At 61.7% G+C, this 26,789-nt stretch carries 27 protein-coding genes; 10 read left to right on the top strand and 17 right to left on the bottom strand.

Features of this window, described 5'->3' with window-relative positions; all coding sequences use genetic code 11:
• Nucleotides 1-168 precede the first annotated feature (168 nt).
• The gene (locus tag ACTJLB_RS17585; protein WP_310351450.1) at nucleotides 169-495 is read left to right on the top strand and encodes a DUF4148 domain-containing protein; all 327 of its coding nucleotides are present in this window, start codon (nucleotides 169-171) and stop codon (nucleotides 493-495) included.
• Nucleotides 496-534: 39 nt separating this feature from the next.
• Here ACTJLB_RS17585 and ACTJLB_RS17580 read toward each other — a convergent pair whose 3' ends face one another.
• Together ACTJLB_RS17580 and ACTJLB_RS17575 are read right to left on the bottom strand one after the other, a co-directional pair.
• Entirely contained in the window at nucleotides 535-918 is a 384-nt protein-coding gene (locus tag ACTJLB_RS17580) for a VOC family protein (protein WP_131318247.1), read from the bottom strand.
• A 52-nt stretch (nucleotides 919-970) separates the two neighbouring features.
• Nucleotides 971-1,891 (bottom strand): LysR substrate-binding domain-containing protein, encoded by a 921-nt coding sequence (locus ACTJLB_RS17575; protein ID WP_440783985.1) that lies wholly within the window; start codon nucleotides 1,889-1,891, stop codon nucleotides 971-973.
• A gap of 109 nt (nucleotides 1,892-2,000) precedes the next feature.
• Between ACTJLB_RS17575 and ACTJLB_RS17570 the strand changes: the two genes are divergently transcribed.
• The 7 genes from ACTJLB_RS17570 (at nucleotide 2,001) to ACTJLB_RS17540 (ending at nucleotide 9,403) form a co-directional block, all read left to right on the top strand.
• Nucleotides 2,001-3,095 carry a tartrate dehydrogenase gene (locus tag ACTJLB_RS17570; protein WP_020066563.1) on the top strand — a complete coding sequence of 365 codons (1,095 nt, stop codon included), beginning with the start codon at nucleotides 2,001-2,003 and terminating at the stop codon, nucleotides 3,093-3,095.
• 199 nt (nucleotides 3,096-3,294) lie between these two features.
• Nucleotides 3,295-4,605, top strand: coding sequence for an MFS transporter (locus ACTJLB_RS17565; protein WP_027776185.1), 1,311 nt, complete (start codon nucleotides 3,295-3,297; stop codon nucleotides 4,603-4,605).
• 94 nt (nucleotides 4,606-4,699) lie between these two features.
• The gene (locus tag ACTJLB_RS17560; protein ID WP_440783984.1) at nucleotides 4,700-5,233 is read left to right on the top strand and encodes a DUF4142 domain-containing protein; all 534 of its coding nucleotides are present in this window, start codon (nucleotides 4,700-4,702) and stop codon (nucleotides 5,231-5,233) included.
• On the top strand, nucleotides 5,226-5,576 hold the full coding sequence (locus ACTJLB_RS17555; protein ID WP_408474575.1) for a cupredoxin domain-containing protein: 351 nt from the start codon (nucleotides 5,226-5,228) through the stop codon (nucleotides 5,574-5,576). Before ACTJLB_RS17560 ends, ACTJLB_RS17555 begins: the two co-directional genes overlap by 8 nt.
• Nucleotides 5,577-5,589: 13 nt before the next feature.
• Nucleotides 5,590-6,291: an RNA polymerase sigma factor gene (locus ACTJLB_RS17550; RefSeq protein WP_440783983.1), complete on the top strand. Its 702-nt coding sequence runs from the start codon at nucleotides 5,590-5,592 to the stop codon at nucleotides 6,289-6,291.
• A 234-nt stretch (nucleotides 6,292-6,525) separates the two neighbouring features.
• Nucleotides 6,526-7,536: an ABC transporter substrate-binding protein gene (locus ACTJLB_RS17545; RefSeq protein WP_440783982.1), complete on the top strand. Its 1,011-nt coding sequence runs from the start codon at nucleotides 6,526-6,528 to the stop codon at nucleotides 7,534-7,536.
• Between the two features lie 160 nt (nucleotides 7,537-7,696).
• Entirely contained in the window at nucleotides 7,697-9,403 is a 1,707-nt protein-coding gene (locus ACTJLB_RS17540) for a GMC family oxidoreductase (protein WP_440784020.1), read from the top strand.
• Here the strand turns inward: ACTJLB_RS17540 and ACTJLB_RS17535 are convergent.
• The 6 genes from ACTJLB_RS17535 to ACTJLB_RS17510 form a co-directional block, all read right to left on the bottom strand.
• Nucleotides 9,400-10,827 carry an aldehyde dehydrogenase family protein gene (locus ACTJLB_RS17535; protein ID WP_440784019.1) on the bottom strand — a complete coding sequence of 476 codons (1,428 nt, stop codon included), beginning with the start codon at nucleotides 10,825-10,827 and terminating at the stop codon, nucleotides 9,400-9,402. The genes ACTJLB_RS17540 and ACTJLB_RS17535 overlap by 4 nt on opposite strands.
• A 29-nt stretch (nucleotides 10,828-10,856) precedes the next feature.
• On the bottom strand, nucleotides 10,857-11,651 hold the full coding sequence (locus ACTJLB_RS17530) for an ABC transporter permease (protein WP_440783981.1): 795 nt from the start codon (nucleotides 11,649-11,651) through the stop codon (nucleotides 10,857-10,859).
• Complete coding sequence (locus ACTJLB_RS17525; RefSeq protein ID WP_288827970.1) at nucleotides 11,648-12,559, bottom strand: ABC transporter permease; 912 nt, start codon at nucleotides 12,557-12,559, stop codon at nucleotides 11,648-11,650. The genes ACTJLB_RS17530 and ACTJLB_RS17525 overlap by 4 nt, the downstream gene beginning before the upstream one ends.
• The gene (locus ACTJLB_RS17520) at nucleotides 12,556-13,905 is read right to left on the bottom strand and encodes an NAD(P)/FAD-dependent oxidoreductase (protein ID WP_440783980.1); all 1,350 of its coding nucleotides are present in this window, start codon (nucleotides 13,903-13,905) and stop codon (nucleotides 12,556-12,558) included. The genes ACTJLB_RS17525 and ACTJLB_RS17520 overlap by 4 nt, the downstream gene beginning before the upstream one ends.
• 3 nt (nucleotides 13,906-13,908) lie before the next feature.
• Entirely contained in the window at nucleotides 13,909-14,619 is a 711-nt protein-coding gene (locus ACTJLB_RS17515; protein ID WP_440783979.1) for an HAD-IA family hydrolase, read from the bottom strand.
• Between the two features lie 63 nt (nucleotides 14,620-14,682).
• Complete coding sequence (locus ACTJLB_RS17510; RefSeq protein ID WP_392393880.1) at nucleotides 14,683-15,759, bottom strand: ABC transporter ATP-binding protein; 1,077 nt, start codon at nucleotides 15,757-15,759, stop codon at nucleotides 14,683-14,685.
• Nucleotides 15,760-15,859: 100 nt separating this feature from the next.
• On the opposite strand from ACTJLB_RS17510, the gene ACTJLB_RS17505 reads away from it, so the two are divergent.
• Nucleotides 15,860-16,831 carry a LysR family transcriptional regulator gene (locus tag ACTJLB_RS17505; protein WP_087753557.1) on the top strand — a complete coding sequence of 324 codons (972 nt, stop codon included), beginning with the start codon at nucleotides 15,860-15,862 and terminating at the stop codon, nucleotides 16,829-16,831.
• 111 nt (nucleotides 16,832-16,942) lie between these two features.
• Here ACTJLB_RS17505 and ACTJLB_RS17500 read toward each other — a convergent pair whose 3' ends face one another.
• The 9 genes from ACTJLB_RS17500 to ACTJLB_RS17460 form a co-directional block, all read right to left on the bottom strand.
• Complete coding sequence (locus ACTJLB_RS17500; RefSeq protein WP_440783978.1) at nucleotides 16,943-17,269, bottom strand: hypothetical protein; 327 nt, start codon at nucleotides 17,267-17,269, stop codon at nucleotides 16,943-16,945.
• A 93-nt stretch (nucleotides 17,270-17,362) separates the two neighbouring features.
• Nucleotides 17,363-18,922, bottom strand: coding sequence for a DHA2 family efflux MFS transporter permease subunit (locus ACTJLB_RS17495; protein ID WP_440783977.1), 1,560 nt, complete (start codon nucleotides 18,920-18,922; stop codon nucleotides 17,363-17,365).
• Between the two features lie 79 nt (nucleotides 18,923-19,001).
• Complete coding sequence (locus ACTJLB_RS17490; protein ID WP_288827979.1) at nucleotides 19,002-20,243, bottom strand: HlyD family secretion protein; 1,242 nt, start codon at nucleotides 20,241-20,243, stop codon at nucleotides 19,002-19,004.
• A 36-nt stretch (nucleotides 20,244-20,279) separates the two neighbouring features.
• The gene (locus ACTJLB_RS17485) at nucleotides 20,280-21,773 is read right to left on the bottom strand and encodes an efflux transporter outer membrane subunit (RefSeq protein ID WP_440783976.1); all 1,494 of its coding nucleotides are present in this window, start codon (nucleotides 21,771-21,773) and stop codon (nucleotides 20,280-20,282) included.
• A 50-nt stretch (nucleotides 21,774-21,823) separates the two neighbouring features.
• A complete protein-coding gene (locus ACTJLB_RS17480; protein WP_020066582.1) occupies nucleotides 21,824-22,261 on the bottom strand; it encodes a MarR family winged helix-turn-helix transcriptional regulator in 438 nt (145 codons plus the stop codon).
• A gap of 191 nt (nucleotides 22,262-22,452) precedes the next feature.
• Complete coding sequence (locus ACTJLB_RS17475) at nucleotides 22,453-22,740, bottom strand: DUF1330 domain-containing protein (RefSeq protein ID WP_020066583.1); 288 nt, start codon at nucleotides 22,738-22,740, stop codon at nucleotides 22,453-22,455.
• A 165-nt stretch (nucleotides 22,741-22,905) separates the two neighbouring features.
• A complete protein-coding gene (locus ACTJLB_RS17470; RefSeq protein ID WP_440783975.1) occupies nucleotides 22,906-23,454 on the bottom strand; it encodes an RNA polymerase sigma factor in 549 nt (182 codons plus the stop codon).
• Nucleotides 23,455-23,610: 156 nt separating this feature from the next.
• Nucleotides 23,611-24,381: an HD domain-containing protein gene (locus ACTJLB_RS17465; RefSeq protein WP_440783974.1), complete on the bottom strand. Its 771-nt coding sequence runs from the start codon at nucleotides 24,379-24,381 to the stop codon at nucleotides 23,611-23,613.
• A gap of 31 nt (nucleotides 24,382-24,412) precedes the next feature.
• Nucleotides 24,413-25,069: an HD domain-containing protein gene (locus ACTJLB_RS17460; RefSeq protein WP_440784018.1), complete on the bottom strand. Its 657-nt coding sequence runs from the start codon at nucleotides 25,067-25,069 to the stop codon at nucleotides 24,413-24,415.
• A gap of 194 nt (nucleotides 25,070-25,263) precedes the next feature.
• Between ACTJLB_RS17460 and pdxR the strand changes: the two genes are divergently transcribed.
• Nucleotides 25,264-26,676: a MocR-like pyridoxine biosynthesis transcription factor PdxR gene (pdxR, locus tag ACTJLB_RS17455; protein WP_440783973.1), complete on the top strand. Its 1,413-nt coding sequence runs from the start codon at nucleotides 25,264-25,266 to the stop codon at nucleotides 26,674-26,676.
• The last annotated feature ends 113 nt before the right edge of the window (nucleotides 26,677-26,789 follow it).

The raw sequence follows: 26,789 nt of genomic DNA, 5'->3' as shown, positions 1-26,789 counted from the left end.
AGCACGCCAATTTAAACGCCCGAGGTTAACGCTTGCTTAAGCTGGCGGAGTTATTGGCGTTCGCAGCCGGGAATAAGTTACCCGCTACACCGGTTAACCGATGCAGAGCACGTCAAAACGAACTCAAACCGGGTTCGGTCGATACGCTCTTAATCCAGGAGCACTGCCATGAAACGCACGTATGCAGACCGCGCAGTATCGCGCTCATTCATCACGATGGTGGCGAGCACCGCGTTGATGATCACATCGACATGGGCGCACGCACAAGCATCGCCCTCCCCCGGCTCGCATCAACTTACGCGTGCTGAAGTCATGCATGAACTCGAAGAACTCGAAGCCGCCGGATATAACCCGTCTGTCGGCGACGACCCCAACTATCCGGCCGACATTCAGGAAGCAGAACGAAAAGTTGCCGCGATGCATGCGGCCCAGCAGAACGCGTCGGTCGACGGCCAACCGGCAATGCAGTCAATGCCGGCAATGCCGATGCAGTGAGAAGAACAGTCGCCGATCTAACCCACGCTACGAGAGAACCTATGCGCCAACCTTGTAAGGCCGCGTCATCAACTCGAGAAAGTGACCATCGAGGTCGTCGAAATAAAGTCCGCGGCCACCGTTGTGCGTGTACGTTTCTCCAGCGCGCCGTTTGCCGGGATCGGCCCAGTATTCGAGCCCCCGCTCGCGTATGCGCGCGAACGCCCGCTCGAATTCTTCTTCGCTGATTAGAAATGCGTAGTGCTGCATGGCGATCGGATCATCGCTTTCATAGAAATCAAGCGACACGTCATTAGCCATTTGCACGACCAGCATTTCCCCGAACGGAATCGGAGCGGGAAGGCCGAGAATGTCCCCCAGAAACTGTGTCGACGCCTGCTTGTCCCGGCACCAGACAATAGTATGGTTTAGCTGCACGCTCATGCTGCGCCTCCATCCGGTAGCTACGCATTGAATCAATATAGTCGAAGCCTCATTAACCAACCGCTCCGTCCTGCAAGTCGTGAGCTATGAAGTCGACAAACGCGCGAATGCGGTTCGACATCTGATGCCGCTGCGAATACACGGCGAAGATATCCGCGTTCGGCGTCTCGTGATCGGGCAGCACCACAACGAGCGAGCCATCGGCCAGATACTGTTTGATGTCCCACTCCGCGCGCAGCAGAATGCCGTGCCCTTCGAGCGCCCATTTCACCGCGATCTCGCCGTCGTTGGTGGTCAGCGTGCCCTTGATCCGCACCGCTTCCGTCTTGCGCGACGCCCCCTTGCCCGACGTCAGTCGCCACACGCCATACGCTTCGTCGCCCTGGCGAATGCCGATACAGTTGTGCCGCGTCAGATCGTGCGGCGTCATCGGCAAGCCGTGCGAGGCGATATACGAAGGCGCCGCGCACAGCAGACGCCGGTTGCCTGCGAGGCGGCGCGCAACGACCCGCGTATCGGGCGGCTCGCCAAAACGGATACAGACGTCGAATGTATCGTCTGTGAGCGGCGGCGGCGTGACCGATAGCTGAAGCTGCACCGACACCTGCGGATACTTCGCGACAAAGCGCGAGATAGCAGGCGCCACGTGGCTGCGCCCGAACCCGAGCGTCGCGTTGACGCGCAGCAGCCCTTTCGGAGTCTTCTTCGACGAACCGAGCAACTCCGCGAGTTCGTCGATCTCGTCGAGAATCCTGCGCGCATGCTGCAAATACAGCTCGCCTTCGGGCGTGAGCATCATCCGGCGAGTGGTGCGATTGACGAGAGCCACGCCGGCGCGGCTCTCCATCTGCGTGAGCCGCTTGCTCACGGCCGCTGCGGTCAGCCCCAGCTCACGTGCCGCCGCGCTCAGGCTGCCGGACGCGGCGAGCGTAGAGAAAAAGCTCAAATCGGCCGGCTGGACGGTGTCGCGCATCAGCGTCACTTGTGAATTAGAGTTAAAGATGCTTTGAGTCTAGCACCGGTTTTTGCGTCCAGATATCGATAGAGTCACTCACATCTACAACATCTGAAGGACCGGAGACATGCAAACCTATCGCATCGCAACCATTCCCGGCGACGGCATCGGCAAGGAAGTCGTGCCGGCGGGCGCGCAAGTCCTCGAAGCGCTCGCCAGAACCACGAAGTCGTTCGCGTTCGAATTCGAGAACTTCGACTGGGGCGGCGACTATTACCGCAAGCATGGCGTGATGATGCCGGCAGACGGACTCGACGCGATTCGCGGCAAGGACGCTATCCTGTTCGGCTCGGCGGGCGACCCGGACATTGCGGACCACATAACGCTGTGGGGACTTCGTCTGAAGATCTGCCAGGGCTTCGACCAGTACGCGAACGTGCGCCCGACCCGCATCCTGCCCGGCATCGACGCACCGTTGAAACGCTGCAAGCCCGAAGACCTGAACTGGGTAATCGTGCGCGAGAACTCGGAAGGCGAATATTCCGGCGTGGGCGGCCGGGTTCATCAGGGCCACCCGATTGAAGCTGCCACCGACGTGTCGATCATGACGCGTGCCGGCGTCGAGCGCATCATGCGTTTCGCCTTCCGCCTCGCACAGTCGCGTCCGCGCAAACTGCTGACGGTGATTACGAAAAGCAATGCGCAACGTCACGCAATGGTGATGTGGGACGAGATCGCGCTACAGGTCTCGAAGGAATTCCCCGACGTCACATGGGACAAGGAACTGGTGGATGCGTCCACGGCCCGCATGATCAATCGTCCGGCGAGCCTCGATACGATCGTCGCCACCAATCTGCACGCGGACATTCTCAGCGATCTCGCCGCCGCGCTCGCCGGCAGCCTCGGCATTGCGCCGACCGGCAACATCGACCCGGAACGCCGCTTTCCGTCGATGTTCGAACCCATCCACGGCTCCGCGTTCGACATCATGGGCAAGGGTCTCGCCAATCCGGTCGGCACCTTCTGGTCGGTCGTGATGCTGCTGGAACATCTCGGCGAACTCGATGCCGCAAACCGCGTAATGCAGGCAGTGGAAGCCGTCACCGCCGACAAGTCGCTGCATACCGGCGACCTCGGCGGAACGGCGACCACCGCGCAGGTGACCGCTGCCGTCTGCGCGTTCATCGAGCGGGCTGCAGCGCCCGCTGCCAACGCCGCGTAAGCCCGAATCACGCGACACCAGTTCGCGCCGTGTAACGCGCGCCGGAACAAGCGCTTCATAGGCGCCCCGCAAGCGCTTCACGAGCGCCTAACGACAGCCGCCCGACAGCCGCCCAACAGCCGCATCCGACGGCTGCGGCGCGCGCGGCGCTGCGCTGCGTTTGCAAGCGAGCACAGCCCACGCCTCCAAGGAGGAGACAATGATGACCGACCTCGAAAGCCGGGTGTCCCGCAAGCTCATGCTGCGGATCATCCCGTTTGTAATGCTGCTGTACTTCGTGAGTTTTCTGGACCGCGTCAACGTTGGTTTTGCCGCGCTGACCATGAACAAGGCCATCGGTCTTTCACCGACTGCATTCGGATTCGGCGGCGGCCTCTTCTTCATCGGCTACTTTCTGTTCGAGGTTCCGTCGAACCTGATTCTTCACAAGGTCGGCGCGCGCCGCTGGATTGCGCGCGTCATGGTGTCCTGGGGCATCGTCTCGCTGGCTTCCGCGTTCGTCGTCGGACCCAACAGCTTCTATGCGCTGCGCTTTCTGCTGGGCGTGGCCGAAGCGGGCTTCTTTCCCGGCATCATCCTGTATCTGAGCTTGTGGTTTCCGACTCGTCAGCGCGCGGTCGCCGCCGCATGGTTCATGGCGGCCGCGCCGATTTCCACCGCCATCGGCTCGCCGATTTCCGGCGCGATCATGAAGCTTCCATCGATAGCCGGTTTCGCGGACTGGCAGATGCTCTACATTCTGGAAGCGCTGCCCGCTGTCGTACTCGGCTTCTTCGTGCTGAAGTATCTGACCGACACGCCGTCGAAGGCGCAATGGCTTGCGCCGGAAGAGCGCGACTGGCTGATCGCGAAACTGAAGACGGAAGCCGACGCGCGCCAGTCGCACGCGGGCCACACGGCCGGTGCGATGAGGGCACTGCGCGACCCACGTGTTCTCGCTCTGGCGCTGATCTACTTCGGGACCTCCGCGGGCTTGTACACGCTCGGCTTATGGGCGCCGTTGATCATCAAGCAGTACGGCTTCGGCTCGTTCGAAACGGGACTGCTCGCCGGCATCCCCAGCATCGCCGCCGTGGTCGCAATGATCCTGTGGGCGAGGCATTCGGACCGTACCGAAGAGCGCACGTGGCACGTCGTCATTCCGTGCGCGCTGGCCTGCCTTGGTTTTGTGTTCGCAGGTAACGCCTCAACAGCACTGATGATCGTGCTCGCTCTCGTCATCGTGAACGTAGGCATCAGTGCGGCAAAGGCGCCGCTGTGGGCAATGCCGAGCATGTTCCTGTCGGGCGCCGGCGCGGCCGCGGGAATCGCCATGATCAACTCGATCGGCAATCTCGGCGGATTCGTCGGTCCGTTCGCGATCGGGTGGCTCAAGAACGTGACGGGCGGCTACTCGGCCGGGCTCTATGTGGTCGGCGCGACGCTGGCTCTGTCCGCTGTCGTCACGCTGATGCTGAGCCGGCAGTCGAAGCAGACACCGGTGGCGGCCGGCGAGCGCCACGGCCACTGACGGCATACGCTCGTGCGGGAACTGGGAACAGGATTCTCCGTCGTGACATCCAACGTCGTATGCAACGAAACGTTGGTTGAACGGGAGAATCCGCATGAAACTCATCCAGCCTCACTGGCTAGGCGCGCTCGCGCTCGTCAGCCTCGCTAGCTGGGCTCAAAGCGCCGGTCCGACCGATCCGCAGATCGCGGCGATCGTCGTCACGGCCAATCAGGTCGATATCGACGCCGGCAAGCTCGCCGAATCGCGCTCGAAGTCGAGCGACGTCAAGGCGTTCGCGCAACAGATGGTCACCGATCACAGCGCGGTCAATCAATCAGCCAGCGATCTCGTGCACAAGCTGAATGTGACGCCCGAGGACAACGGGACGAGCCAAAGCCTGAAGCAAGGCGGCGATGCAAACCTCGCGGCTCTGAAGAAGCTGAGAGGCTCGGCCTTCGATCGCGCGTACATCGATCATGAAGTGACCTACCATGAAAACGTGCTTGATGCGCTCGATAAAACGCTGATTCCGAACGCAAAGAACGAAGAGCTGAAAGCGCTGCTCGTAAAGGTCCGGCCCGCCTTCGTCGCGCATCTCGAACATGCGAAGCATCTGCAGGCGTCGCTGGAGAAAAACAGTGGTTAAGCGGCGGTGTGCGCCCGGCGCCGCCGTTCGTGGATGTACGGCGCTCGCTTGCGCGATGCTGGCGTTGCTTGCGGCAAACGCGATTGCGGCGCCAAAGACATATGTGGTCGCGATTGAAAACATGCAATTCAATCCGCCGGACTTGACCGTGAAGCGAGGAGACCGCGTTGTATGGATCAACAAGGACATCTTTCCCCATACCGCGACGGCCGAGACTCGTGCATTCGATTCGCGCAGCATTGCCGCGAGCGCATCATGGTCGTACGAGCCGGGCAAGGCCGGCACTTTTCCCTACGGATGCACGTTTCACCCGACCATGCACGGTGCACTGACCGTTCGATGAGAGCCCGCTCGCAATGACCGAGACAGCCACTGTGCCGTCGATATCCGGCGCCGACGACGATCTCGCGATCGTACGGCGCATCGTCGCTGGGGATCGGCCCGCATTCGAGTTGTTGATGCGCCGCCATAATCGACGGCTTTACCGGCTCGCGCGCGCCACGCTGCGCGACGACGCTGAAGCCGAAGACGCCCTGCAGGACGCGTACCTCCGCGCGTATCGTTCGCTGAGTCAGTTTCGCGGCGACTCCGCGTTGTCGACCTGGCTTTCGCGCCTCGTGCTCAACGAGTGCTACGGCCGGCTGCGCCGTTATGCGCGCCGCGAGAATGTCTTTCCGATAGTCAGTTCGAACACTGCCGACCTCGATCTCGAAGCCATGCATCCGTCCGACTCCGAATCCCCCGACCGCGCCGTGGCGCGCGCGGAAATGCGCGCGCTGATCGAGCGCAAGCTCGACGAGCTGCCAGAATCGTTCCGCACGGTATTCGTCCTCCGTTCAGTGGAAGAGCTGAGCGTCGAGGAAACCGCGCAATGCCTCGACATTGCCGAAGCCACCGTGCGTAGCCGGCATTTCCGTGCGAAAAGCCTGCTGCGCGAATCACTGGCGCGAGACATCGACCTCGCAGGGAGCGAACTGTTCGGATTCGCCGGCGCGCGTTGCGACAGGATCGTCGCGAATGTGATGTCGCGAATCGACACGCGAGGCGAAAACAGTTAGACGGCTGATGCGCCGCAAGCGACGCCGGCAGACATAACGCCATGTCATGGCCGCTCCAACAATTGCGGCGTTGCCCCGGTCAAATTGACTCACTATATTTCCAGTCAAGCCAGCGCTATTTGCCCCTCCGGCCGCAAGCCGCAGGCGCATTCGCGCCGACCTGGATGATGTCTTTCGCTTCAACCGTATCGAGGAGAAGTCGTGATAAGCATGCCAAGGTTGCGCCCGTTTGCCATGACTCTTGTGTTGAGCGCAATGAGCATGGCGCCTGCTCTCGCCGCAGGAAAAATCACCTTCGTGTCGCAAGGCGGCACGTATCAGGAAGCCCAGACCAAAGCGATTCTCGACCCCGCTGCGAAGGAACTGGGTATCACCATCAACCAGGACAGCATTCCCGACGCGTGGCCGCAGATCAAAGCTCAGGCCGCTACCGGCAAGCCGATCTGGGACGTGGTGGACACGCCCACCTCCAACTGTCTGCGCGGCGGCCGCGAGGGGTTGCTCGAGAAGCTCGACTTCTCGAAGATCCCCAACGCTGCCGCGATGCCGGAAAAGTACCGCACGCCGTACTCGGTCGCGTATGAGTTCTACTCGACTGTGATCGGCTACAACAAGAAAACGCTGAAGAAGGCACCGCAAAGCTGGGCCGATTTCTGGAATGTGAAGGCGTTCCCAGGCACCCGAGCCTTGCGCAACGATCCGCAAACGGTACTGGAAGCCGCCCTGCTCGCCGACGGTGTGCCGCGCGACAAGCTGTATCCGCTCGACGTCGACCGCGCGTTCAGGAAGCTGCAACAGATCAAGCCCGACATCACCGTGTGGTGGACTTCCGGTGGGCAGTCCGCGCAATTGCTGCACGACGGCGAGGTCGACATGACGATGATCTGGAACGGCCGCGCGAGCGCGGTGCGCAAGGACAATCCCGATGTCGATTTCACATTCAACGACGGCATTCTGCAAAACACGCAGTTGTGCGTGCTGAAGAACGCGCCGAATCTGACCGACGCGATGCGCTTCCTCAACGCTGCAATGTCGCCTGAGTTGCAGGCCAACCTGCCGCTTTACATCGACTACGGTCCAGGGAACCCCGCGGCGTTCAAGACCGGCAAGATCACGCCCAAGCGCGCAAGCGAATTGCCAAGCTCGCCAGAGAACGCCGCGAAACAGGCACTGATGTCTGAAGATTGGTGGGCGTCGGATGCAGGCATCCAGGCAAAAGCGCGGTGGCTGAAGTTCATGCAGTAGCTTGCGCACTGCTCGCCATACGATTGAAGCGCCCGCGGGAACACGGTTCATCGCGGGCGTTTTTGTATCTTGCGGCGCTCATTGCATCCAGCGCATTCATCGCATGGATCGCACCGATCGCATTTACAGCCACGAGCCCCACAGTCTTTATCTATCCAACGTGATCGATTATCTGATTCTTGGCGGCGGATCGGCGGGCTGCGTGCTCGCTGCGCTTCTTTCCGAAGACGCCGGCAAGACCGTGTGCCTCGTGGAAGCGGGTCGCGACATCTCGCAGGCGACAATGCCAGCCGACATTCGCAGCCGCTATCCCGGTCGCGCCTACCTCGACAGCACGAACATCTGGCAGCAATTGAAAGCGCGCATGAGCGCGCCTGCCGCATTGCGCCGCTATGAACAGGCGCGGCTGCTCGGTGGCGGCTCCGCGATCAACGCATTAATGGCCAACCGCGGCGCGCCCGCCGATTACGACGAATGGCAAGCACTCGGCGCGCAAGGCTGGAACTGGGAAGCGTGTCTACCCTACTTTCGCAAGCTCGAAACGGACCACGATTTCGGCAATTCCAGCGACGTCAGTATCAGCGCCCTGCACGGCGCGAGCGGCCCGCTGCGCATTCAGCGCACTGCGTGGACGCGCATTTCGCCGTTCGTGAAAGCCGTGCTCGATACGTTGAAACATGAATATCCGTTGCGCGCCGATCAGAACGGCGCGTGGGAAGACGGCACCTTCATCGGGTCGATTGCAGTAAGCGCGGGCGGCGAACGCATACCCACGTCCGTTTGCTATCTGGACGAAGCCGTGCGCGCGCGATCCAACCTCGCCATTTGCACCCACGAGACCGCCGAACGCATTCTGTTCGACGGACGGCGTGCAGTCGGCGCACGCATGATCCGGCCTGACGGTACGCATCACGACATTCGGGCCGGCTGCGTGATCGTGTGCTCCGGTGCGATTCACTCGCCGGCACTGTTACTGCGCAGCGGCATCGGTCCCGCTGACGAACTTGCCGCACTGGGCATCGACGTGCTCGCACATCGCGAAGGCGTGGGCCGCAATCTGATGGAGCATCCGTCTATTGCGGTGTCCGCCTATCTGCCTCGCGCGGCACGCACGCCCTTTCGCCACGAGCATCACGAACAGGCAATCGTGCGCTTTTCGTCGGGCTTGCCGGGCACCGTGCCGGGCGACATGCACGGCGCAATACTGTCGCGCTCGGGCTGGCACTCGGTCGGCTACCGTCTCGGCACGATGTTTTTCTGGGTCAACAAATCGTATTCGCGTGGACGACTGAAACTGAAATCGTCGAGCGCGTTCGATGAACCCGAGGTCGATTTCGCCATGCTGTCCGATGCGCGCGATCTCGAACGGCTGAAGCTCGCGCTGCGGTTAGGCGCACAGACTCTGTCCGCGCCAGCGATGGAGGCGCGTCTCGGCACAGTATTCCCGTCGAGCTATTCGCCGCGGGTCGCCGCCGTTGCAGTGCCAGGCGCATGGAACGCGTTGCAGCGCGGCGCGCTGAGCTTGCTGCTCGATATCGCCGGCCCGCTGCGGGCGTCGCTCGTGCGGCGCGTGGTGACTCAAGGGGTGACGCTGAACGAACTGCTCGCCGACGACACCGCGCTCACGCAGTTCGTCACGCGCTCCGTGGGCGGCACCTGGCATCCGTCGGGGACCTGCCGCATGGGCGCCGCCGACGATCCACTCGCTGTCACCGATGCGCGCGGCGCAGTCTACGGTGTCGAACATCTACACGTGTGTGACGCGTCGTTGATGCCGTCGATTCCGTGCGCCAACACGAACGTGCCGACCATCATGATCGCCGAGCGCATTGCCGACCTGCTGCGCGGCCGTTCGAGTGGCTCCTAATCGCCGTAGCCGACGATACCCTTCACTTCGAGAAACGCCTCGAGGCCCCACTCGCCGTACTCGCGGCCGTTGCCTGACTGCTTGTAGCCGCCGAACGGCGAGCCTGGGTCCCACGACGGATAATTCACATAGACGCTGCCCGCGCGCAGACGGAACGCCACACGCCGGGCGCGCGCCAGGTCCGCCGACTGCACGTAGGCAGCGAGGCCGAATGGCGTATCGTTCGCGATTGCAATGGCATCTTCGTCGTCGCGATACGGCATGATCGCGAGAACGGGACCGAAGATTTCCTCGCGCGCAATCGTCATCGACGGGTCCACGTTCGCGAACACCGTGGGCCGCACGTAGTACCCGCGCATCAGACCGTCGGGCCGCCCGGGGCCTCCCGCCGCCAGTTGCGCGCCTTCCTCGACGCCCTTTTCGATCAGCCGTTGCACGCGAGCATATTGCACGTCGCTGACGACCGGGCCCATCGTCGTTCTTTCATCGTCTGCAGGACCCACGCGGTGCGCGGCCGCCGCGCGCTGTGCAATGCGCACGGCCTCTTCGTGCCGCGCTGCCGGCACGAGCATGCGCGTCGGCGCGTTGCACGACTGGCCGCTGTTGCTGAAGCACGAGTTCACGCCCGACGTCACAGCCGCTTCCAAGTCGACATCGTCGAGAAGAATGTTCGCCGACTTCCCGCCCAGTTCCTGATGCACCCGCTTGACGGTCGGTGCGGCAAGCTTTGCGATTTCGACGCCCGCCCGCGTCGATCCTGTGAACGACACCATGTCGACGTCCGGATGGCTGCACAGCGCGGCGCCGACAGTCGGGCCATCGCCATTCACGAGATTGAACACGCCGGGCGGCACACCGGCTGCGTCGAGAATCTCGGCAAACAGCACGGCGTTGAGCGGCGACACTTCGCTCGGCTTGAGCACCATCGTGCAGCCGGCCGCAATTGCCGGCGCGACCTTGCAGACTATCTGATTGATCGGCCAGTTCCATGGCGTGATCAACGCGACCACGCCGACAGGCTCATGATTGACGAGCGTCGTCCCTTTCTTGCGCTGCCATGCGAACGTCTCGCACGTTCGGAGCAATTCTTCGAGGTGACGCTTGCCGAGCGCGGCCTGCCACGCATGCGAAAGCGCTTTCGGCGCGCCAATCTCGCGCGAGATGATGTCGGCCATGTCGTCGTAGCGCGCCATATAGGCGTCGAGTATCCGGCGGATCAGCGCGATCCGCCCGGTAGGCCCGATCTGCGAGAACGACTCGAACGCGCGCTTCGCGGCGGCCACGGCGCGCTCGACATCGTCTGCATTGCCTAGCGCGACTTCAGCGAAGACTTCTTCCGTGCAAGGATCGACCACGGGCAGACGTGCGGTGCCCGACGGCTCGACCCAGGCGCCGTCGATATAAAACTTCAGTGCGTTCGACATCCGCTTCCCATAGAGAGAGTTCAAAGACATCACGCCCGCGCCGCCGAAGAACGGCGGCTCACGACGACGATCATCACGAGACACAACGTCAACGCGGTCAGCATCGTGCTGATCGCGGCGATGGTGGGATCGATCTCGTCGCGCAGCGTGACGAACATGCGGCGCGTGAGCGTCTGGTTCGTACCGCCCGAGATGAACAATGCGACCACTGTTTCGTCGAGCGCCTGAATGAAGACGAACACCGCACCCGAAATCACGCTCGCCTTGATCTGCGGAAGCGTCACCGCAAGAAAGCTGCGCAGGCGATTCATCCCGAGGCTGCGCGCGACCATCTCCTGCGTGCGGTCGAACGTGCGCAAATCGGCGCCCACGGAAATCAGCACATAGGGCAGGCCGAGCATCGTATCGGCGACGATCAGGCCGCCCAGCGTATTCACATAACCGGCCTGCGTGAATACGAAAAACACGCCCACCGCGACGATGATGATCGGCACCATCAGCGGCAACATGAGCAGCGTGCGCAGATAGCGCATCGACCAGTGCGTGCCGTGCTGGATCGCATAGGCCGCGGCGATGCCGAGCGGCGTCGCGAGCACCGCTGCGCATACGGACGCCACGAGCGTCGTGCGAGCCGCGTCGATCCACGCGGGATTGTCGAAGAACGCGTGATACCAGCGCAACGAATAGGCGGGCGGCGGGAACGTCATGAAGCGCGTGTCGGAGAACGACAGCGGCACGACGATCACCACCGGCAGCATCAGAAACACGAGAATCAGCACGACGAGTACGCCGAGCACGACTCTGCCGAACGGGATCTTGTTCATTTCGCGCCCAGGGTCTTTTCCAGGGGAATCACGCGGCTCGCGGCATAGAAAATCGCGAACACGCAGAGCAGCAGCACGACACTGACCGCGCTCGCAGCGCCCCAACTGTTATAAATCTCGACGTTGCGACTCACCACCATCGACACCATGATGGACTTGCCCCCGCCCATCAGTTCGGGCGTGATGTAAAAACCGAGGCACAGTACGAATACCAGCGTGGCGCCTGCCACGACGCCGCTCATCGATAGCGGCAGGAACACGCGCCAGAACACGTGCAGCGGCGAGCCGCCGAGACTGGCGCCGGCCTGCGAAAGATTAGCGGGGATTTTCTGCATCGCCGAATACAGCGGCAACACCATGAAGGGCAACAGAATGTGCACCATCGCGAGAATGGTGCCGAACTGGTTATACGCAAGTTGCACCGGACGATCGACAAGACCCGTCGCAAGCAGCGCCTTGTTGATGAGGCCGGTGCGCTGCAGCAGCACGAGCCACGCATAAGTACGCACGAGCACGCTGGTCCAGAACGGCAGGATCACCATGCCGAGTATCAACGCACTCCATCGCGGCGATACCGACGCCGCAAAGTACGCAACCGGATAGCCCAGCAGCAACGTCACGCCCGTCACGATGACGCTGAGCTTGAACGTCATGAGGAACGTGTCGAGATAGGTGCCCGTGAAAATGCGCCGGTAATTGACGAGCGTGAAGCCGCCGTCATGCCAGATGGACTGCCACGACAGCCACGCAAGCGGCACCACCAGCAGCACGATCACGACGAACAATGCGGGCGCGAGCAGCAGCAGCATCGCGCGGTCTTCGCGTTGCTGGTGGCGCACCGACGGGTCCGTGGCAACTGTTTGCATCAGGGCGGGGTCCTGGAGAATCCGTTTGGCTGTCGTCATCATGCACCCACGGCGTCGAGAAACTGGTACCACGCGGCAACGACGCGAACGCCGGGCGCACGCAGCGAATGGAACGGCACGGGCCGCAAGCCTTGCTGGCCGAGCAACGCAAGCTCAGGTGTCTCGCCGAGTGCGAGTGCTGCGGCATGCTGGCCAAGCAGGCTCGCCATCGCGACACCCGCTCCGTTATACCCCAGACAAAAGGTTGTGGCGTCGTCGCTGCGGCCAACATGCGGTAACGCATTGAACGTCATGCCGACATAGCCGGACCACTGATATTCGATACGCAGATCCGCGAGATCGGGAAATAGCGCGACCATCGCGCGTTGCAACGCGTCGAAGCCGGTCGCCTGGCCTTCCTTGCCGAACGCGTCGCGTCCGCCGAACAGCATACGGCCGTCGACCTTGCGAAACCACTTCATCATGCGCCGCGTTTCCGTATAGCTGCGGCGCTGCGTCATGAGCCGATTATCGAGTTCCGCGGGAAGGCGTTCCGTCGCAATCATCGCGCTGCGAAACGGCACGAGTTCACGCTGGTAGGCAGCGGTCGCGGACGTGAGATCGGAGTACGCGTTGGTCGCGACAATGACTTGTCTCGCGCGCACCGTGCCGCCGGGCGTTCGCAGCACGACGCCGGCAGGCCCGCCTTGCGAACGCGTCATTTCGACAACCGGCGTCGTTTCGTAAATCGGCACGCCGCGCGCAGTGAGGCCTCGCGCGAGCCCGTACACGTATTCGAGCGGTAAAATCGTGCCTGCATCCGCGCTCAATACGCCGCCCACAAACTCGCTCGATCCTGTCTCGCGCCTCACTTCTTCGCGCGACTGCACTGTCATCGACGTGTCGCCCAACTGCGTCCGCACCCAGTCGGCTTCCGCACAGATCGCGGCGAACGCGCGCTCGGTGTGCGCGCAACGCAGGCTGCCTGTGTGCTCGAAGTGCGCTCGTTCGAGCTTGAACTCGTCGACGAACGATTCGACCACTCGCACGCCGTCGTGCGCGAGCCGGTGCATGCGCTTCGCGGTATCGAGTCCGTGCAATTTGTCGATTTGCGGAAACGACAAACGGAACTTCGACGACACCACCCCGCCGTTGCGCCCGCTCGCGCCCCAACCGACCGGGTTCGCATCGAACACGGCGCAATCGACGCCGCGCTTTTGCAGCGCGTACGCGGCCGACAGGCCCGAATAACCCGCGCCGATCACGGCCACGTCGACCGCCAGATCGCGCGCGAGCGGCGCGCCCGTGCTCACGGGCGGCTGCCGTTGCGCCAAGCGGGCGGCCATCGCACGCCATAGCGAGTCGGGCTGCGGCCGCTGCGAGTCGTTGTGGAGGGCGGGCGCGAGCATGGCTTAAGCAGCGCGCGCTTCGGCTTCGACCGCGTCAGCGAGCGCGCCGAGCGTTGCGAATTTGAACGTGGGCGCGGTGACGGCTTCGGGCACCGGCGTCGCGCCGAAACCCTTCATGCCCTGGCGTCGCTCGATCCAGCAGGTCGAGTAACCCAGCTTCGTCGCGATGCCGATGTCGTGATACTGGCTCTGCGCGGTGTGCAGGATCTCGTTGAACTTGAAGCCGAATGCCGCCTGACGTCCGCGGTTGTAGGCAAAGAACTGCGGGTCCGGTTTCGCGACGCCCGTTTCGTCACAGCACACGGTGTCGTCGAAAGGGTCGCCCAGGGTATGTGCGTAGGCCGACAACGCGACGCGGTCCGCGTTGGTCATCGCGACGAGGCGATAATGTCTGCGCAGGCGCTTCAGGGCCTCGACTGAGTCTTCGAATGCGGGCCACTCCAGCACGTCTCGCTGGAAGGCCGCCGCGGATTGCGCGTCGTCGGGCAGGCCGAGTTCGCCGGCAAGATACAGATACACGTTCGCCATCTCGTGGCTCGAACGACCCGGATACTTCGCGCGTCCGCGCATATACGGCTCGAAGATCTGGTCGTCGGTGAGATCTTTCGCCGCCGCGCCGCCAAGGCGCCGCACGGACGTAAGCACGCCCTGTTCGAAGTTGATCAGCGTGCCGACGACGTCGAACGTCAGGACCTTGAAATCGGTGAGCTTCATTGCATCATCCTTTTGCGGGTTGCGTTAATTTCGTAAGACGTATGCCCGGGCGGGCGGGGAAAGTCAGGCGGGCACGACGATCGTGTCCTGCGGATCGAGCACAACGGTCATGTGTTCGCCCGGTGACGGAATGCGGCTGCGTGCGTTGTGATTGCCGGGCTGGCGCAGACTGATCGAGGTGCCGTCAGCCAGTGTCGCGAACACGCGCAGGCTTTCTCCCTGGTACAGCACTTCGGTCACGCGGCACGAGAGCCGGTTGGCGGCAGGCTCTGCCGGACCGGCGTCGATCACGAGCTTTTCTGTCTGCACGGCAAGCAGCAAACGCTCGCCGCGCGGCAACGGGTGCGCGGTTCGCAACACCGCGTCGCCGAGGCGTACGGCGTCGTCGCCTGCGCGGCGCACCTCGAGCAGCGTCGCCTCGCCTATAAAGCTCGCGACGAACGCGTCGCAAGGCCGGTCATAAAGACGCTCGGGTGTATCGATCTGCACGAGCTTGCCGTTCTTCAACACGGCCACGCGATCGCTCATGGTCAGCGCTTCGCGCTGGTCATGCGTCACGTAGACAATCGTCGCGCCGAGCTTGCGATGCAGACGCCGCAACTCGATCTGCATCGTTTCGCGCAGCTGCTTGTCGAGCGCGGAAAGCGGCTCGTCCATCAGGATCAGTTGCGGCTCGAAGACCATTGCTCTTGCAAGCGCGACGCGTTGACGTTGGCCGCCGGAAAGCTGACTGATGCCGCGGGATTCATAACCGCTCAGTTCGACCATCGCGAGCGCGTCGGCCACTTTCGCCGCCCACCCCGCTTTCGGATCGCGGCGCGCGCGCAGCGGGAACGCGACGTTCTCGCCCACCGTCATGTGCGGAAAAAGCGCGTAGTTCTGGAACACGATGCCAATGTTGCGTTTGTGCGGCGGCGCAAATGTAATGTCCCGCTCGCCGACCCACACCGAGCCGGAACTCGGCTGAACAAAGCCGCCGAGGATGCCGAGCAGCGTCGTCTTGCCCGACCCGGACGGTCCGAGCAGCGACACGAACTCGCCTGGCTCGATGTCGAGCGAGACGTCGTCCAGCGCGATTACGGGTCCATAGCGCTTCGCTGCCGACCGGATGGAGACTCCTGTTTTCGCTCGTGCGTCCATTGCGTTTGCTCTCGCTGAAGGGCCTGCATTAGGGAAAATATAGGTGTCAAACTTTTTGGCGGCAATTCCCAAATTGTTGGATCGGGCATAACATCAAGTCATGCCGAATCTACGCAAAAAACTGCCGAGCGCGAATGCGCTGTTCGTCTTCGAGGCTGCCGCTCGTTGCGGCAACTTCACGCGTGCCGCGCAAGAACTCTATGTGAGCCAGCCTGCCGTGAGCCGCATGCTCGCCCGCATGGAGGACCACATTGGAGTGCGCCTCTTCGAGCGCGTGCGCGGCGGCATTGAACTCACCGAGAGCGGGCGGATTCTGTACACCAAGATCTCCGAAGGATTCAACGGCATAGAAAGCGCGATACGTGAAATAGAAGCGCGTGCTACGGGCGTGGAATCGGTCACGCTGTCGGTATCCACGGGATTTACGACGCACTGGTTGATGCCGCGCATGAGCCGCCTGAACGAAGCGTTCCCGTCAATCGATCTGCGGTTTCAGCTCATTTCCGGGCGCATTGGTGGACCGCTTGTCGATGTCGATCTGGGCATGCGCTTCATGCACGCCGGCGACATCGACGAAAACAGCGTGCTGGTTATGCCCGAAACCCTGTTGCCCGTGTGCAATCCGCGCTATCAGGAAACGTCGCTGACAGACGCCGGCCGTGAGCACGGCGACACCGTCATCGTGATGGACGACGAAGAGCGCGGCTGGCACCATCGTTTTGGAGCGTTCGAGCAGCACGGGCGGCGCGTGGCGAGCATGCTCAGCTTCAACGACTACGCGATCGTCGTGCAGGCGGCGCTGCTCGGCCAGGGCATCGCGCTTGGCTGGCTGAACGTGGTGTCGCACTGGCTGTCGCAACGCGCACTCGTCCCCGCTGAAGAAGAAATCCTCGTGACGAACCGGCGCTGCTGTCTGGTGTCGCCCGCGAACCGGCCTTTGCGGCCCATCGTCGCGAACGTGCGCGACTGGATCGTCGAGGAAATGCGAGCCGATTTACGCACGTTGGAGAGTGCGTACCCGCAGTTGGGATTGCGCGGGGCGTTCAAGGAATGCGGCGTCGCTATCGTTTGACGGAAGGTAATGCGCTGCCGCGGCCACGGCGCTGTATGAGAACAAGTGGTGCGCGGGCCAATTCCGGAATCGCCTGCGAGCAGCGAGACAACGCGACGGACCAACGGCAGATCAAAGCCCGTTTTTCATCGTGTGCATCAAGTCGCCGAACGACTGACGCGTATTGACCGCATTGACGATGTCAGCGAGAAACCAGGGAAGAATCAACTGCGTGCCGGGATCGGTGACACCGACGCTCAGCGCCGGCGGCCTTGTGACCGGCGCGGCTGCCGTGGCTGGCTTTGCGCCCTGATAAGCGGACGAGGTGCGAGTTTCGGTGGTAGCCGAAACGTGTGAGGCGACTGGCTCGCCGGGCGGCGGCCACGCCGACGAACAGCCGGCCAGCAGCATAGTGGCGGCGGCAACAACGGCAGTAGCGGCAACGTAGAACGGCTTCATGATCAACTCCAGCCTACGTTATTTGGACAGAACTGGCTGGCGGGAAGTTCGTCGACTTAGGCACGCCGAATGGCGGCGTGGGGGTGCCAGTTCCTAGTGCCCCGCTGCAGCGGCCGCCGCGGCATTCGTCTTGCCCGGCTTCGTCACCCAGATCAACGGAATGATCAGTACGAAGATCACCGCCGACAACCAGAAAATATCATTGAGTCCAAGCATGGCGGCTTGGGTGTTCATCGAGTGTTCGAAGAAAGCCATTGCTTGAGACCGGCTTCCTCCCAGTGCAACTTGCGCCGAATCCAGTGCCGCGGTGAAAACAGGGTTGGTGACGCCCGTCTGCTCAGCCAGTCTCGCGTGATGCAAGATGGTGCGATCGTTCCAGCCGGTTGCGGCAAGAGACGTTCCCACTGCGCCCGCGAACACCCGCACGAAATTCGACAAACCCGCGGCGGCGGGAATCTTCTCGGGCGCGAGGCCGGAAAGAATGATGGCGGTCAGCGGCACGAAGAACAATGCGGTCGGTATGCCCTGCAACAAGGTGGGCAATACGAGCGTCCAGGTATCCACGCCGGTCGTGTAGTGCGAACGCATGAAGAACACGCCCGCAAAGCCGACAAAGGCCAACGTTGCGAGCACGCGCGCATCCGAGCGCGGCATGATTTTCGCCATCACAGGGGCAAGGATCACGGCGAATATGCCGAGCGGCGCCGTCGCGAGACCTGCATCGACGGACCGGTAGTTCAGGTAACCCTGCATCCACTGCGGCAGCAAGACGAGGTTGGAGAAAAACACCGCATACGCAACCGAAATCGCAACCGTGCCGCCAAGAAAATTGCGGCCGCCGAACAGCCTCAGATCGATGACCGGGTTCTTCTCGGTCAGCTCCCAGATCACGAAGAATGCAAAGCTGATCCCTGCAAAGACAGTCAACGCGACGATCACCGGGGAATTGAACCAGTCGAGGTCCTTACCCTTGTCGAGCATGATCTGCAGGGAACCGACCCACGCGATCAACGAGATCAGCCCGATCTTGTCGATCGGCGAACGCTTCGTTGGGGACTCGCGCGTGCGGTAGATCGCCCATGTCACACCCGCAGCAAAAAGCCCAACCGGAATGTTGATGTAGAAGATCCACGACCACGAATAGCTGTCCGTAATCCAGCCACCGAGCGCAGGCCCCGCAATCGGGCCGACAGTCGCTGTCATTGCCCACAGCGCCAACGCATGCGAACTCTTCTCCTTCGGATACGAGCCCAGCAGAATGGCTTGCGAAAGCGGAATCAACGGGCCCGCTACCGCGCCTTGCAAAATGCGCGCGGCGAGCAGAACCGGCAGATTCGGTGCTATTCCACATAGCCACGAAGACATGACGAACAACAATATCGCCCATACGAACAGCTTGATCTGCCCGACACGCTGCGTGAGCCAACCTGTCAACGGAATCGAAATTGCGTTGGCTGCGGCGAAGAGCGTGATAACCCATGTTCCTTCATCAACCGATACGCCGAGGTTGCCCGCGATAGTCGGGATAGCCACGTTCGCAATCGAGGAGTCGAGCACATTCATGAACGTGGCCAGCGCTACGGCAAGCATTGCGAGCACAAGCTTGCCGCCCGTCAAAGGCGGAAGCGTTGCAGTTCGCGTCGATTGATTCATTTCATCACCTGTCGAATGTCGCTAATATCTGACGTGTCAGCTATTCGCACAAAAAAATGGAAAAACCCTCGCCGCGTATTCAGCCTGCTTTGCGCGTCGCACTCTTTTGCACGCCAGCCGTTGCGGCTGTGCGCGCCATCGGCATGTTCTGCGCGATGATCCGGGCGATCTCCGCATCTGCATCCGCGCCGTACTGCGCAAACACGTCGGTGCGATAGGTAGTATTCACCGCCGCGCCGAGTTGGGTTCCCGACTGGTCGCGAGTTTCGACTTCGACCTGCATTGACAATCCGATCCGCAGCGGATGTGCGTCCAGTTCCTTCTGATCGAGCTGAATGCGCGCGGGCAGACGCTGTACGACCTTGATCCAGTTGCCGGTCGCATTCTGTGCGGGCAGTACGGCGAACGCCGAGCCTGTTCCCGCAGAGAAGCCGACCACGCGGCCGTGGTATTTGACGCTCGAACCATAGACATCGGCGGAAAGCGTGACCGGCTGGCCGATACGCATGCGCCTGAGTTGGCTCTCCTTGAAGTTCGCATCGACCCACACCTCGTTGAGGGGGACGATCGCCATCAACGGCGTGCCGGGCGCGACTCGTTGACCGACCTGTACAGAACGGCGTGCCACATAGCCGGTCACCGGAGCAGGCAAGGTGTTGCGCGCGTAGTTCAGATAGGCGTCGCGTACTTTGGAAGACGCCGCCAGAACGTTCGGATGCTGTTCGATCGACGTGCGGTCGGTCAGTGCATGGTTTGCTTCGGCCTGCTGACGCGCGGCGTCGAGCGCGGCCTGCGCTGCGCTGACCGCATCGCGCGCGTGGGCCACGTCCTCACCGGACACCGCGCCGGTTTCCGCGACCGCCTGACGTCGCTTCAGATCACTGACGGCGCGCGCGAGATCGGACTCGCGCTGCGCGACCGTTGCCGCGTAGTAGTCGTTGTTCACGTAAAGACCGCTGACTTGCCGCACGGTCTGCCCCAGCGTTGCTTCGGCATTGGCAAGCGCGTCTCTGGCATCCGCGTTGTCGAGCGTCACGACCGGCACACCTTGCTTGACGATCTGCGTATCGTCGGCGTTCACTGCAACGACGGTGCCGCTGACCTGCGGCGTCAGTTGCACGAGATTGCCGCTAACGTATGCATCGTCGGTAGCCTCGTGATACTGACCGGTCGTCACGTAATACACGCCGTACGCTGCGCCGGCTGCCACTATCGCGGCGGCCAGCAACGCGAGCAGCAACTTGCGCCGCATAGTGCCTTGCGTTTGTTGGGGTTGGTCTGCGTCCGCCTTCGCTCGGTCGGCGTTGATGCTATCGCTCATTGTGTGACTCCTGACAGGATCTGAAAATCGTCGCGCTCAACGCACGGCGACGACTGGATTGAGTTTGACTGCAGGCGCGGTACCGGCATTGTCGGAATAGCCGCCGCCCAGCGCCGCTGCCAATGCGATCTGCTGATCGCGCCGGTTCATCTTCAGATTCGCGACCTGCTCGTCGGCTTGAAGCGCTGTGGTATCGGCGTTCAATACCGTGAGTTGATTCGCGAGTCCCGCCTTGTATTGCACGAGGGCCAGTTGATCGGCGCTGCGGGCGGCTTCCTGCGCGGCTAGCGCGTCGACCAGCTGCTCGTCGGTAGAACGGATTTGCGCGAGTTGAGTGGCAACTTCGGACAGTGCGGTGACGAGCGTCTGGTTATATGAAGCGACGGCGTAGTCGAAATCGGCATAGCGGCCTTTAAGTTGCGCCCGCAACTGACCGCCGTCGAAAATCGGCAGATGGATCGCCGGACCCACCGATGCCGTGCGGCTCGCCGCGGTGAGGAAGCGGCCGAAGCCGAATGCGTCGAGGCCAATAGCCGCACTGAGGTTGATGTCGGGATAGAACTCGGCCTTGGCCTCCTTCACGTCGTGCACGAGCGCGTCGACACGCCATTTCGCGGCGACCAGATCCGGGCGCCGGCTCACAAGGTCAGCGGGCAGATTGGCCGGCAGACGCACTTCATCGCCGATACCCAGCGACGGGCGGGCAATTGCAAGACCTCGGTCAGGTCCTGCGCCGAGCAATGCGGCAAGTTGATATCGCGTGGTGAGAATGCTGCCGTCCAGCGACGCCAGCGCGGCCCGGCTGCTGGCGAGGTTCGCCTGCGCGGTCTTGCGCTCGACCTGCGTGTCGAGTCCAGTTGCAATCCGGCCGGCCGTAATTCGGTCAATCTGTTCGCGCTGCGTCACTTCCTGCTGCGCGATGTCGCGCAACGCAAAGAGACGAGCAAGCTGGTTATACGCGCGCGCCGTGGCGGATGTCAGCGAGAGTCTGACGACTTCCGCATCGGCCTTGCTTGCTTGCAACTGCGACAGCGAGGCTTTCAGGGCTTCGCGATTCTTGCCCCACAAATCCAGGTCATACGATGCGGACAGCAAACCCTTGTTCTCCGATTGCCATGACCCGCCGTACGGAGGCGGCACGAGTGCCGTGCTTGAATACTGCTGCCGCGTGAACGAGTAAGTCGCCCCGACTTGCGGCATCGTGCTCGCCTTCGCCGTCTCGCTGTAAGCAGCGGCGGCGGCAACGCGTGCGCGCGCCTGTTCGATCGACGGGTTGCCTTTCAATGCTTCCTCTAACAGCGCCTTCAGTTGGGCGTCGCCGAACTGATCGGCCCAGTCGACGGCGGGCCACTGACCGCTGTCAGCAGGAATGCTTTGCTGCGTCGCATAGGTATCCGGCGTCGCAAGCTGCTTGTCGCTCGAGATACCTGCATAGTTTGCGCAGGCCGATAGCACTGCCGCGAAGATCACCGTCATGCCGGATTTCGCAATTCGCGTTCCGATCATCCGTCGATTTAACTGTCTATTCATTTTCTGACATGTCAGATATATGGACAAAAAATTTTGTGCAAACGCTTCGCTCAATCTTCGAGAAACTTGAACAGCAGACGGCGCAGCTCATGGAATTCGGCCTTGGTGAATTTCTTCAGCCGCTTGTTCAGCACGACCGGCACCCTGTCGGGCAGGTGGTCTGCCACTGCTTCGCCCTTCTTCGTCAGCTTCAGGTTGACGACCCGGCGATCTTCAAGACTGCGGGAGCGCTGAAGCAAACCCTTCGTTTCGAGTTTGTCGAGCATGCGCGTCATCAGGCCGGTGTCTATACCGAGCAACGTGGACAGTTCGAACGGAGTGCTCGCAATGTCCTGGCGCATGGACAGAAGAATGCCCATTTGCTGAGCCGTGATGTCGAGATCCTTGAGTTCTGCGTCTATCTCCGTCACCAGAAGGTTGCGCGCCTTGTTGATGGCGAATCCCACGCTCTCGGTCACGGTGAAATTGTCGCTCGTGTAGTGGTTCATCTTTGCTCCTTGCCTGGAGAGCAATATATCTGCATTGTCAGATATATCCAAGCTCGATGCTGGACATCAATGTTTCAAATATTGCGCTAACCGGAGACTTCCGGTCCTGCCGCGAAGAGGAATTGCCGCGTGCCCGCGTCATTCGCGGGCGGGGTCGCGCTCAATTCAATGGGCGGGCATCGTCGCCCTTCTTACACGCCTTCGACGAGAACGGCGCGATAGCGCGCGCCTTTGAACCGGTGCTGCGCGACTTCCTGATATTCGGGACCGTCGTACCAGGCACGCGCTTCCGCAGTGGACGGAAACTCAACGATCACGACACCCTCTGGCGCTTCGCCCTCCAGAACCTGTTGAGGTCCATAGGCAGCGAGAATCTTGACGGGATGGCCTTTGAAAGTGGCGCCGACCTTGCTCTGATAAATGTCGAGTTCCTGCTGATCCTGCGTGCTTTCCTTCGTGAAGACGATATATGTGGCCATGACATACGCTCCTGCGTTGGTGGGAAGGTGCGTACGATGATGCCATGAAATCGCATCGTGCTTCGGCGTACAGCGTCGCTGCCAGGTGGTCCGTCACACTGGCACATCGTGACCGCTGGCATTGCTTATCCGCGATGGTGGCGCCTGGCGCAACCGCGGCGCGCGTCATCGCGTCGCTCGCCCGGGCGTGAATGACCGAGCGTCGGCAGTCGAGCGCTGTGAGAATTGGGCGCCGATGGTCTGCCGCGCGCGCGAAAGCCGGCTCATGACGGTGCCGATCCGCACGCCGACCACGTCGGCCGCTTGCGAATAGCTGAGCCCTTCAACCGCGACCAGCAGCATCACGATCCGTTGCGCTTCCGGCAAACGCTCGACGGCCGCGATAATCAGGTCGAAGCCGTCTCCCGGATCGCGCTCACGGGAATCGCGCACGGTCTCTTGCAAGTCGTTAGCGCATTCCATGATCGAACGGTCTGGCAGCTTGCGCGTGCGCAGTTCGTCGGTCCATGTGGAATGAATGATCGAGAACATCCAGCTTAGCGGCGCAGTGCCGGGCTCTAACTGGTCGGCGCGCTCGAGTCCCCGCGCACAGGCGCGCTGAAGTACGCGTTCTGCATCATGCCGGTTACGGCACAGGCGAATAGAGAACGCCCAAAGGCGCGGAAGCATGCCTGGCAGAAGACTGTGCAACTTCCCGGCATCTGCTGTTGACATGATCGACTGGGTGAAAACGGGTTACCGGACGACGCGCCCGCCGGGTACCGGCGATGATCAAGGGCCGACGGAAGTCGCGGTCGAACTGTGCCGCGACCACCGCGACTACCGCAACCAACGCAACCAACGCAACCAACGCAACCAACAATGCGCCGGTCATTTCCCAGTAGCCCAATGCGAGTTGCGCATCAGCTTGCTGAAGTCTCTGCGGACGAAACCAGGGTCCTTGTAGGCCATGACATCGGCCAGACCTGTTCCCTGCGTGGTCTCCGGACGATGCTTGAGGCTATCGTAGAGGGCCTGCATGAAGTCCTCAGCAAATTGCGGCGGATGCGGATGAGCCGCCTCGACGGCGCTCCGCTGAGCGACTGTGAAGTCGTCATAGCCTGCGCCCACGAGATCCATGTTGGCGCCTTCGGCAACCAGTGCGGCCATGGGGAACAGATTTGCGGAAATTCCATTGGTCGTGTGCAATGCAATCGCAAGCCAGACCATCTGGCTATTGGCCTCGGAAACGCCGTGACTTCGCAAAAAGTCACGTGCCGCGTTCGCGCCATCCACTTCATAGCGCAAGTGGCTTTGCCCATAGCCGGCCGTCAGGCCGAAATCATGGAACATGGACGCAACGTAAAGAAGTTCCGGGTCGAAAGCGAGACCTTTGCGCTTTCCTGCCAGGGCAGCCCAATAATAGACACGCGTGGAATGCTGAAACAGAAAATCGCCCTCTGAATCGCGAATGAGTTGCGCTGCGTCGCGCGCCAATTTGCTGTCGGGGATTTTTACGCCAGAAACCTCGTCGCCGGCATTCGCCGTGGATTGATTGAACGTGGGCTGCGCTTGCGCGTGCGCGTCGAGGGTCGGGACCATTCCCCCAACCGCAAGAGCAACAGCGGCGCAAATTGCAGCGACAGTACTGCGGGACTTCATGATGTTCTCCTTCTCGCAAAGAAATGCACCCTTAGCGGGTAGTTCGCTGTTCCCAATTCGAGTTGAGAATGATGCTGCAAACGTTCGTTCGCACGAATTCCGGGTCCTTGTAGGCGAGGAAGTCGTCGTTGAATGTGCCGAACGTGCTGCCCGGGCGATGCTTCATACCGTGATAGAAAGCATCGATGATCCTGTTTGCAAAACCGGGGTCCCGGGGATACGCAGCAATCACCGCGTCGCGCTCTTCGTCGGTGAATTCGTCGAAGCCGCGCCCCGCTACGTCCATTCCTGCGCCTGCCTGCAACAGGGCAATTTCGCCGTGCATGTGTTCCGGGATGCCAGGCGTCGTGTGCAAGGCGACGGCATTCCAGACCTTGTCGATATCCGCCTCGGCGATGCGGTGGCTTCGCAGAAAATCCCGCGCGGCGTTCGCGCCGTCCACTTCGAAGCGAAGCTGGCTCTCGTGATAGATCGACGTCAGACCAATGTCGTGGAACATAGCCGCGACGTAAAGCAATTCCGGATCGAAGGTCACGCCTTTGCGTTCTCCGAGCAATGCGCCCCAGAGATACACGCGAGCGGAGTGCATAAACAGCAATTCATCTTCCGTGTCCCGGATAAGCTCAGTCACCTCACGTGCCAATCTGCTGTCAGGTATCTTCACGCTGGATTTTCCGTTCGTCTGCATCGCTCTTCTCCATTCATCTGGTCCTGCATTTACGGGCACCTGGCAACGGCTGCTGCCTGTCGCTGGCTCGCGCACCGACTGCGTACTTCAATGAAATCGCCACTGTCGAGCCGCTGTATAGGGAGGAAGTTACGCTCCTATCGGGCCACAATACAGACCCAAGATTGACGATTCTGGATGTACCATTGAAGGCTATGACGACGCTCCCAATTGGCCTGGATCGCTCCGCGAGCACATCGCTGTCCACACAAATCTACGGCGCGGTTCGACACGCCATAGAGACGGGGCAGCTTGCCGCCGGCGCACGGCTGCCATCGTGGCTGGATCTGGCCGCGCAGATCGGCGTCTCGCGAGGCACGGTCCGTGTGGCCTATGAACGTCTGATCGATGAGCAGTTCGCGGTCGCTTGTGGAGCGGCCGGCACCCGGGTTGCCGAGCGGCCGCCCTTGCCTGCATCGCCCGCGCGGTCACCGGAAGCGCCGCCGTTTCCCGATCTGTTCCACGCATTCGGCGCGGCTCCTTTGGCGTTTCAAATGGGTGTGCCTTCCGAGGACGCCTTTCCTTTCAAGCTATGGTCGCGTGTACTCACGCGCGCGGCGCGGCGGGCTGCGGCTGCGCCGGTCGGCTACCCTGATCCGCGGGGCGATCCGGACTTCCGGAAGGAAATTGCAGCCTATCTGGGCGTAGCACGAGGCTTGCGGTGCAGTCCGTCACAGGTTCTCGTCACTGCGGGATTCTCGGCAGCACTCGGCCTCGCGATCAGAGGGCTCGGTGTTGAAGGTAAAGAAGCATGGTTAGAAGATCCGGGTTTTCCGCTCACGCGTACCGCGCTCGATCTGGCAGGAATGACTGTGAGAGCCATTCCAGTCGATGCAGACGGACTCGACGTGGAAGCCGGCATCCGGAGTTCTGCTGAAGCCGCTCTGGCAGTCGTGACACCGGGCCAGCAGGCGCCCCTCGGAATGGCCATGTCGCTCCCCAGGCGGCTAGCGTTGCTCGCATGGGCTCGACGAAACGACGCATGGATCATCGAAGACGATTACCTCAGTGAGCTCCAGTTGAAGGGCCGCGCAGCGCCGGCCTTGGCATCGCTGGATCCAGACGGACGGGTGTTGCATATCGGCAGCTTCAGCAAGACTATTAGCCCGGCGCTCCGACTTGGCTTTCTGGTGGTCCCGGTTGAAATGGTTCGCCGTTTTGGCGACATCGCAGCGTGCCTGATGCCGGCACCGGGGTCGTTCGTGCAACACGCCGTGGCAGAGTTTCTGCGCGATGGGCACTATCTTCGGCACCTTCGGCATATGAAGCGTCTTTACGCCACGCGGCGCGATAGCCTGCTTCGTTGTCTCAATGAGTTGGCGCCGGACTCGATAAAAGTGCACGCGGCTGCGGGTACGGCCATCGTGACCACGCTTCCCCGCTCTACATCTGACGTAGACATTGCCATGCGAGCATTGCAATCCCGCCTGGCGCCGGCGCCTTTGTCGCCTTGGTATCTGCAGTCTTCTGGCCCACAGGGCTTATTGCTGAGCGTGACCAACCTCGATGAACGCAAGATGGTCGAACACTGTCGCCGGCTGGTGGAAGTGGTTCGCAAGGGTAGCTAGGCGACAGGCAATGCGGGCTTGCTGCCCGCTGAATGGTACATAAAGAATGTTCATTCTTGGTTCTTTCTTGTGGTCCGGCCCGGACCCACAATGCGAGAACACCAAGGAGATGC

It is taken from the genome of Paraburkholderia sp. 22098, from assembly GCF_052045935.1.
In the GTDB taxonomy this organism is placed as follows: domain Bacteria; phylum Pseudomonadota; class Gammaproteobacteria; order Burkholderiales; family Burkholderiaceae; genus Paraburkholderia; species Paraburkholderia caledonica.
Note: the sequence above shows the minus strand (reverse complement) of the source record. Positions and strands in the feature narration are given on the sequence as shown.